Raw genomic sequence first — 4795 nt, 5'->3', positions numbered from 1 at the left:
GTGAAGATCGGCGACCTGGTCCGCTACACGGTCACGGTCGAGAACACCGGTATCGTCGACGCGATCGATGCGACCCTGGTCGACACGCCGCCTGCAGGCTTCACCTTCGTCGACGGTTCGCTGTCGGTCGCGGATCGCGACGGCGTGGGTCGCCTGGTCGGTACCTATCCGATCCAGGTCGACCAGGTCGACATCGCCGCCGGTGAGCGCGCGACGTTCACCTACCTGCTGCGGGTCGGCGCCGGCGTGCGCGCGGGCATCCACTCCAACAGTGCGTTGATGCGCGACAACGGCAAGATCGTCTCGAACGTGGCCACCGCCGAAGTGCAGCTGATCGCCGATCCGTTGCTCGACCATGCCCTGATCCTGGGCACGGTGTTTGACGACCGCGACGGCGACGGCTGGCAGGACAGCGCGGCGATCGACGACGCGCGCGTCCAGGGCGGTTTCGCTGCGGACGCCTACGTGCCGAACTCGACCACGGTCGATCGCGGCAACGGTCCGAAGGCGGAACCGGATGCGAGCTCGCCGATGCTGCACGGCATCGTCCTGGGCAGCATCTCGGCCCGTCAGTCCGACGCCGATCCGGCCGACGCGCACCGCGTGGTGATCAGCCAGCGCCTGAAGGAGTTGAGCTTCACCGACGACTTCGCGCTGACCACCCAGCAGGGCGTGACGGTGCGGATGGATGCGGCCGGTACGACCCGGATCGAGCGCAGCGGCGACGCGGCCAAGAACCTGAGCGGTGCGGCACCGACGGTGGAACGTCGGGTCAGCCCGACCGAGGGCGGCTACCTGGTCGACTACATCGTCCGCAACACCGGTGTCGACGAACGCGGTATCCCGGGCGTGCGCATCGCTTCGATCGAGGGCTTGTTGATGGAGACCGACCAGTACGGCCGCTATCACCTCGAAGGCGTGGACGTGGGCACCCTGGAACGCGGCCGCAACTTCATCCTCAAGGTCGATCCGTCGACCCTGCCGCCGGGCAGCGTGTTCACCACCGACAACCCGCTGACGCGTCGCGTCACCCCGGGCCTGCCGGTCCGCTTCGACTGGGGCGTCAAGCTGCCGGCCGGGCTGATCGAAGGCGGTGAGGAGCAGGTCGAGATGGAGCTGGGCGAAGTCTTCTTCGCCCCGGGCAGCGCCGAGGTGCGTGCGCAGTATCTGCCGGCGATCGAGAAGATGGCCGAAAAGATCAAGCAACACCGCGGCGGCGAAGTGGTGATCAGCGCCAACGGCGATAGCGAGTCGCTGGCGTTCGATCGGGCTTCCGCGGTCAAGGCCGAGTTGGTCAAGCAATTGCCGGCCGACGTGCTGCAGGCGCTGAAGGTCAGCGTGCGCGGCAACGCCGACGACCCGGGTTCCTTGATCGTCGGTCTGGGCGAGGGCGGTGCGCTGCTGGGCACGGTGCTGTTCGACACCGACAAGTCGAACATCAAGCCGGAGTTCGGGCCGCTGCTGGACAAGGTCGCTGCTGCGCTGGAGCGCATGCACGGCGGCGTCATCGCGGTCGTCGGTCACACCGACGTGCGCGCTTCGTACCAATACAACACTGCGCTCGGTATGCGACGCGCCAAGGCCGTCTACGACGCGTTGGCCCAACGACTGAGCCCCGAAGTGCGCGCCAAGGTGCGAGTCGAGTCGAGTAACGATCCGACCGCCCCTGTCGACGTGAAGCGGAATTGAGGGGGCGGATCATGAAGATGAAGATGAAACTGCTGGACTACACCCTGATCAGCCTGCTGGCGGGCGCAGCCCCGTTGGCGACTGCGCAGGAGTCCACCAAACCGACCCCCGCCCAGTCCGAGGCGCCTGCCGAAGCCATGAAGTGCACGGAAGCAGCGTGCAGCGGCGAAGACGGCTTGCTGTTCAAGCTGCGTACGCGCAGCTACAGCAAGCCGGTCACCGAAGGCACGACGGCGAAATCCTCGTCGGAAGCCCTGCAGCCGGACCGCCGCGTGTCGGTGGCGCTGGAGCAGCCGGGCAAGGCCGTGGCGATCGGCAAGTGGTCGGTCAGCCTGCCCAACGGCGGGGTGATCTGGGCGACCGAGGATCCTACGCTCGGCCGTCCGGAGATGAACATCAGCAGCACCAGCCTGGTGTCGTTCGACGGCACCCGGGTGCTCAAGCCGGTGCGCTTCTACGCGTACAACAACTATTCCTCGTTCATCCAGCGCGCCGAAGTGTTGATCTACCGCGCCAGCGACACCGACCTGGTCGATCCGCTGGCCAAGGTCGAATTGCCGGTGGGCGCGATCAGCGAAGCGGAATGGGACGGCACCCTGCCGGCCGGTTACGAAGCGCGTGCCGGCGACGAACTGCTGTATCTGGTGCGGGCCTACGGCGCCGACGGCAGCGTCGACGAGACCTATCCGCAACGCATGCAACTGGTACGGCCGGAGGAAGCCGAACGCGGCCTGCAGACCATGCGCAACGCCATGGAGCGCAAGCAGGGCACCTCGCTCGGCATCGAAGAGGCGCAACGCAACAGCCTGACCGAAGCCGTGTTCGGCAGCAGCACCCTGCGCCAGCAGAACATCGGCATCTACGGCTCGCGCATCCGCATCCAGGGCCGCAACATTCCCGAGAATTACTCGGTCACCATCAACGGGCGCAATTTCCCGGTCGATCTGGAACGCAAGCTGGTCGCCGAATACCTCGAGCCGATCGGCCGCCACGAGTACGACCTGCGTCTGAAGGGCGAGGGCGGCGAGATCAACCATAAGCTCGACATCGACGTCAGCGGCCGCTACATGTTCGCCGTCGCGATCGCCGATGTGACCGCCTCCAAGGGCAGCACCTCCGGTTCGATCGAACCGCTGGCCGGCGACGAGCATTTCGACAAGAGCTTCCTGCTCGAAGGCCGCCTGGGCTTCTATCTGAAGGGCAAGATCAAGGGCAAGTACCTGGTCACCGCCCAGGCCGACACGCGCGAGCGCGAAGTCAGCCAGTTGTTCAACGGCTTCTGGAAGGCCGACCCGCAGGACATCTTCCGCCGCCTGGATCCGGACCTGTACTACCCGGTCTACGGCGACGACTCGACCACCTACCGCGACGTCGACACCATGGGCCGGCTGTACGTCCGGGTCGACTGGGACAAGAGCCAGGCGCTGTGGGGCAACTTCGAGACCGGCATCACCGGCACCGAATACGGTCAGTACAGCCGTTCGCTGTACGGCGGTGCGCTCAACTGGCGCAGCCGCCGCAGCACCGTGCTCGGCGAGCCGGGCAGCGAACTGCGGGTGTTCGGTTCCGAGGCGCAGACCGCGCCCGGCCATAACGAGTTCATCGGCACCGGCGGCAGCCTGTACTACCTCAAGCACACCGACGTGCTGCCGGGCTCGGACAAGATCGTGCTGGAAGTCCGCGACGCCACCACCGGCCGGGTCGAGAACCGGGTCGACCTGGTGCGCGGCGCCGACTACGAGATCGACGAGATGCAGGGCCGCATCCTGCTGACGCGTCCGCTGGCGCAGGTGACCCGCGAGAACATCCCGACCCTGACCCGCGACACGCCCCTGGACGGTTTCACCCAGGTGCTGCTGGTCGATTACGAGTTCATCCCGAACGGCTTCGATGCCGACTCGGTCACTGCCGGTTTCCGCGGCAAGCACTGGTTCGGCGACCACGTCGCGCTCGGCGCGACCTATGTCGACGAAAACCGCGCCGGCGACGACTACACCTTGAAGGGCGCGGACCTGACCCTGCAGGCCGGTCGCGGCACCTACCTCAAGCTGGAGCAGAGCCAGACCGAGTCGACCAGTTCGCCGATCTTCTTCTCCGACAACGGCGGCCTGAGCTTCAACGAAATCAACTCCGGCCTCGACAACCGCAAGGGCACCGCGCGCTCGGTCGAAGCGCGCGCCAACTTCAAGGAACTGGGCTGGACCAAGCTGGACTGGTCGGCCGGCGCCTGGTGGCGTCGCGTCGATCCGGGCTTCTCGATCTCGCGCTACGACCTGGGCCAGGACGTTCAGGAGCACGGGTTCGAGGTGCTGGGCCAGTTCAATCCGGCCTTCAACATCTACGGCCGCTACAGCCGTGCCGAACGCGGCAGCGAATCGCTAACCCAGGCGCAGTTGACCGGCGAATGGCGGATCAGCGACTCGACCACCTGGGCCGCGGAAATCCGTCGCGTCGAAGAAAACCGCGCCACCCTCGACGCCGCCGGCGTGTTGGGCGCCCTGCAGTACAAGCGCCGCTTCGGCAGCAGCTTCGACCTGTACGGCACCGCCCAGGTCACCCTGGACGACGACAACGGCCGTTACGCCGACAACGACGCCTTCACCCTGGGCGGCAAGTACGTGTTCGGCAATCTGTCGAGCGTCGGCGCCGAGCTGACCACCGGCGACCGCGGCGACGCGGCGCAGATCAATGCCGAGTACCGCATCCAGCCCGACCACACGGTCTACGGCAGCTATACCTACTCGACCGATCGCACCGACTTCGATCCGCTGTTCAACAACCGCCTCAACTCGGGTTGGACCCTCGGCCAGCGCTGGCGCCTGTCGAACCAGGTCAGCATGTACAACGAGAGCCAGTTCCTGAAGGCGCCGAACGAATCCGGCCTGGCCCATACCTACGGCATGGATTTCTATCCGAGCCAGGGCTGGAACCTCGGCTTCACCTTGCAGAGCGCCCGCCTGGACAAGGCGATCGGCGAAGTCGATCGTCGTGCGGTCAGCCTCAGCGGCGGCCACACCTCGGCGGCGACGCAGTGGCAGAGCAAGCTGGAATGGCGCGAGGACACCGGTGCGGAGCGTCGCGAGCAGTGGGTCACGACCAACAACCT

Annotated in this window: 2 protein-coding genes; both read left to right on the top strand. The window is 66.4% G+C overall.

What is annotated here, in order from left to right:
- Positions 1 to 1689: OmpA family protein (locus LC490_RS24155; RefSeq protein ID WP_223621885.1), on the top strand; the 1689-nt coding region annotated here is incomplete at its 5' end.
- A gap of 17 nt (positions 1690 to 1706) precedes the next feature.
- On the top strand, positions 1707 to 4795 hold a 3089-nt coding region (locus LC490_RS24150), incomplete at its 3' end, for a hypothetical protein (protein WP_223621884.1).

The organism is Lysobacter sp. ESA13C, from assembly GCF_019970005.1.
Lineage (GTDB): Bacteria > Pseudomonadota > Gammaproteobacteria > Xanthomonadales > Xanthomonadaceae > Lysobacter > Lysobacter antibioticus_B.
Note: the sequence above shows the minus strand (reverse complement) of the source record. Positions and strands in the feature narration are given on the sequence as shown.